The 4086-nt window shown below is 70.2% G+C and carries 5 protein-coding genes; 3 read left to right on the forward strand and 2 right to left on the reverse strand.

All coding sequences use genetic code 11. The features are described from left to right. Positions 1–1129: GTP-binding protein (locus tag ON36_RS22230; RefSeq protein WP_043657025.1), on the reverse strand; the 1129-nt coding region annotated here is incomplete at its 3' end. Positions 1130–1272: 143 nt separating this feature from the next. Here ON36_RS22230 and ON36_RS22235 point away from each other — a divergent pair. Beyond that, positions 1273–1452 carry a hypothetical protein gene (locus ON36_RS22235; RefSeq protein WP_043657016.1) on the forward strand — a complete coding sequence of 60 codons (180 nt, stop codon included), beginning with the start codon at positions 1273–1275 and terminating at the stop codon, positions 1450–1452. 43 nt (positions 1453–1495) lie between these two features. Next, positions 1496–1786, forward strand: coding sequence for a 4a-hydroxytetrahydrobiopterin dehydratase (locus ON36_RS22240; protein WP_043657019.1), 291 nt, complete (start codon positions 1496–1498; stop codon positions 1784–1786). 41 nt (positions 1787–1827) lie between these two features. On the opposite strand, the gene ON36_RS22245 is transcribed toward ON36_RS22240, so the two are convergent. Next, complete coding sequence (locus ON36_RS22245; protein WP_043657022.1) at positions 1828–3045, reverse strand: mannosyltransferase; 1218 nt, start codon at positions 3043–3045, stop codon at positions 1828–1830. Positions 3046–3311: 266 nt separating this feature from the next. Between ON36_RS22245 and ON36_RS22250 the strand changes: the two genes are divergently transcribed. Next, the coding region (locus ON36_RS22250) for an Rv1157c family protein (RefSeq protein ID WP_043657028.1) at positions 3312–4086 on the forward strand (775 nt) is incomplete at its 3' end.

The raw sequence follows: 4086 nt of genomic DNA on the forward strand, positions 1-4086 counted from the left end.
AGGCGTCCGGGCGGCCGATGTCGAGCACGCGCAGCGACACGTTGCCGATCAGCTCGGAATCCAGGCGCGACTTCAGCATGCGGGCGGTCAGCTTGTGGCCCGACACCCGGCCGACCAGCGGCGAGGTGTTGGTGCCGATGACCACCGAGATGGCGGGCTCGTCGACGGTGATGCGCGGCAGCGCGACCGGGTTCTCCAGGTCGGCGAGGGTGTCGCCGATCATGATCTCGGGGATGCCCGCGATGGCGACGATGTCACCGGCCACGGCGACCTCGCCCGGCTGACGCTCGACGCCGATGGTCTGCAGCAGTTCGGTGATCTTGACCTGCTTGACGCCGTCGGCGTGCATCCACGACACGTTCTGGCCCTTGCGCAGCTCACCGTTGTGGATGCGCACCAGGGCGAGACGGCCGAGGAAGGCCGAGGCGTCGAGGTTGGTGACGTGGGCCTGCAGCGGCGCGTTCACGTCGCCCTTGGGAGCCGGGATGTTCTCGAGCAGGACCTCGAACAGGGCGTCGAGGTTCTCGGCGTCGGGGGCCGAGCCGTTCTCCGGACGCTCCTTGGAGGCCTTGCCCTCGCGGCCGGAGGCGTAGAGGACCGGCAGGTCCAGCGCCAGCTCCGCGGCCTCGGCGGCCTCGTCGTCCAGGTCGGAGGCCAGGTCGAGCAGCAGGTCGTGCGACTCCTCGACGACCTCCTCGATCCGGGCGTCGGGACGGTCGGTCTTGTTGACGACCAGGATCACCGGCAGCTTGGCCGCGAGCGCCTTGCGCAGCACGAACCGGGTCTGCGGCAGCGGGCCCTCGGACGCGTCGACCAGCAGCACGACGCCGTCGACCATGGACAGGCCGCGCTCGACCTCACCACCGAAGTCGGCGTGGCCGGGCGTGTCGATCACGTTGATGACGGTGACCGAACCGTCGGGGTGGTGCCGGTGCACCGCGGTGTTCTTGGCGAGAATGGTGATGCCCTTCTCGCGCTCGAGATCACCGGAGTCCATCACCCGGTCGACGAGTTCGGCCCGCTCGGCGAAAGCGCCGGACTGACGAAGCATGGCGTCGACCAGCGTCGTCTTGCCGTGGTCGACGTGGGCCACGATGGCGACGTTGCGAAAATCGCGTGCAGACGACACGCCTCGATCCTCCTGCTGTTGGTGTTTGTGGCGCGCCGAGTTTCCCGATTTCGGGTATCCGGGGATTCGCGGCCTGCTACAGGCTACCGGGCGCGCCGGGAGGCTACCGTGTCAGCCTTTGTACTTAGGGTACGCTAACTGCCATGGGCAAGGTGAAGGTGAAGAAGGTCTCGAGCCTGAAACCCAAGAAGAAGTGCTGCCGGAAGAGCACCCGGTGCATCAAGTGCCCTGTCGTCATCATGCGGATGAAGAAGGCCGAGGCGGCCGGCGTCACCGGCAAGAAAGACCTGCTCAAGGCCCTGAAGAAGGCCCGGGCCGCCTGAGTGCCCCTGGGCAGGCCGCCGCCGGAGGAGTAGAACTGGCCTCATGGCCGATCTGCTGTCCGATCCGGAGATCACGATCGCACTCGCCACGCTGCCGGACTGGTCGCGCGACGGTGACTCGATCACCCGCACCTACAAGGCGCCGAGCTTCCTCGACGGGATCGAGGCGGTCCGCCGGGTCGGCGCCGCCGCCGAGGCCGCCGACCATCATCCCGACATCGACATCCGCTGGCGCACGCTCACCTTCACCCTGAGCACCCATTCCGCAGGCGGCCTGACGGGCAAGGACGTGGACCTCGCCCACACGATCGACGGCCTGCTGAGCGCGGGGTAGTTCCGGCTCGCCGGGTCCCGAGCGCGCCTCGCCGCCGTCGATCAGGCGGGATCGCCCACCCGGACCGCCTCGGCGTCCCGGCGCGGCCGGATACCGGCGCGTCCCCGCCACACCAGCCAGCCCAGCAGCGCGAACACCCCGATCGCGTCGACCGCCCCCAGCCAGGCCAGCGGCCACGGGCGCGGGATCGTCCAGATCGTCGGCTGGGCGAACGAGAGCACCCACGGCACCCCGATCAGCATCGTGACCAGCCAGTACCCGGCCAGCACGCGGGCGACGAGCTCGTCACGCAGCGGCCCGTACAGCAGCCACAGCACCGTCGGGATGAGCCACACCCAGTGGTGCGACCAGGAGATCGGCGAGATCATCAGGCCGAACAGCTGCACGAGCACCAGCGTGCCGAGGCGGTCGTCCGGGCCGAGGGTGCGCCAGGCCAGCCAGGCCAGCACCGCGGTGACCAGCACCGCGGCCAGCCACCACGGCCCGGACTCCACGTCGTGGCCGAGGATGCGGCTCAGCGTGCCCCGCAGCGACTGGTTCCACACCGAGCCGACGGGCCCGATCCGGTCCGCGTCGCCGAGCAGCGTGCCGAAGTAGCGCCGCGCCTCGTGGGCGTTGATGAGAAAGCTCACAGCCACCGTGAGGCCGAAGGCCGCCGCCGACCAGAGCACCGTGGCCCATCGACGCCGGGCGACGAAGTAGAGGCCGGTGATGGCCGGGGTCAGCTTGATGCCCGCGATGATGCCGACCAGCGTCCCCGAGACCCACCAGCGCGCGCTGCGCACCGCCAGCATCGCCCCGAGCACCAGGAACACGTTGACCTGGCCGTAGTCGATGGTCGTGCGGACCGGCTCCATCCACACCCCGAGCGCGGTCCAGAACACCGCCGCGGTCACCCAGCGCCGCTCCCGCGCCCGGCGCGGCCCGAGCAGCAGCTCGAAGCTGATGAAGATCACGCCCAACAGCGCGGCCACCGTGGCCAGCATCCAGCCGACGGCCACCGCGGTGAACGGCAGATAGTGCAGCGGGAAGAAGACCAGCGCCGCGAACGGCGGATAGGTGAACGGCAGCGGGAAGTCCGGCGTCTTCTCCGCGTAGGTGAAGTCGTAGAGGCGATCGGTCAGCAGATCGGCCGATCCGTCGACGTAGACGTGCAGATCGACGACGTTGAGTCCGTTGGGGGCGAACAGCATCCAGCCAAGGCGGGCCGCCACGGACAGCCCGAGCAGCACGAGAGCCCATCTCAGGTGTCGATTCACGTGCGCGAGCTTTCGGGGAGTCGTCGTCGGCGGCCGGAGACCACCATAGCGGGGCGGTGTGACGACTCACGTACACGGGTTTGCCACGACACCAGCGGTAACAGTTGCATCAACATCCCCAGCTGTCACACCGCGGGGGTCTACGGTCGATCCACATCGTTTACCCGCGTGTTGCCCCACCCGGGCACGGCGGCTGTACAACGCCGCGGCCATATCCCTAGAGTGGCCCCCGACAACGAACCCCAAGGGTAAGGACGGCCAGAACAGTGCTTCGTAGCCGAGGTTCGCGGATCGCGACAACCGCACTCGCCCTCGCGGCAGCCGCCATGCTCGCCGCACCGGCGTCCACCGTCGCCGCACCGGCGCCCGCGCAGGCCGCGGCGGTCAGCGTGCCGATGGTGCCCGAAGGCGTGCCGGTCGACGCGCTCGCCGCGTTCGCCCCCGCCGTCACCGGACTGATCGCGGGTCCGGCCGACGTCGCCAGCCCGCAGACCGCCCTGCTCGACCAGGCGCGCGCCCTGCTGGCCACGCTCAACCTGCCCCCGGCCATCAAGTCGACGCTCGAGCGGATCATCACCTTCCTCGACGGCAGCGGTGGCGGCGGCCCCGAGATCCCGCAGGACGGCCCGGCCATCGCGCAGTTCCTGTACCCGACCATCGGCAAGGACTGCATCGGCGCGGGCGCCGACTCGGTGGGCACCGCGCTCGCGGTCGCGGGCCCGGCGCAGCTGCCGCCGCCCGGCGTCGCCGCGGGCCAGGCCGGGTTCGTGTTCACCGCCCTCGGCACCAAGGCCCCCACCGCCGAACAGAACCCGCCGATGACGGTGCAGTGGCTCAACCTCGACACCCGCCAGTCGGCCGTGCAGACGCTGACCACCGAGGCCAACATCAACCCCGGCGGCCCGGCCACCCTGTCGGCCATCGCGAGCACCGGCCCCGGCCGCGTCGTCGCGGTCATCTCCGGTTCGCTGACCACGCAGGCCGAGGGCGCCGACCCGCGCACCTGCTCGTTCGCGCCGACGCTCGGCTTCTTCACCGTCT

Origin of the sequence: Nocardia thailandica NBRC 100428, assembly GCF_000308795.1 — a bacterium.
GTDB classification, from domain to species: domain Bacteria; phylum Actinomycetota; class Actinomycetes; order Mycobacteriales; family Mycobacteriaceae; genus Nocardia; species Nocardia thailandica.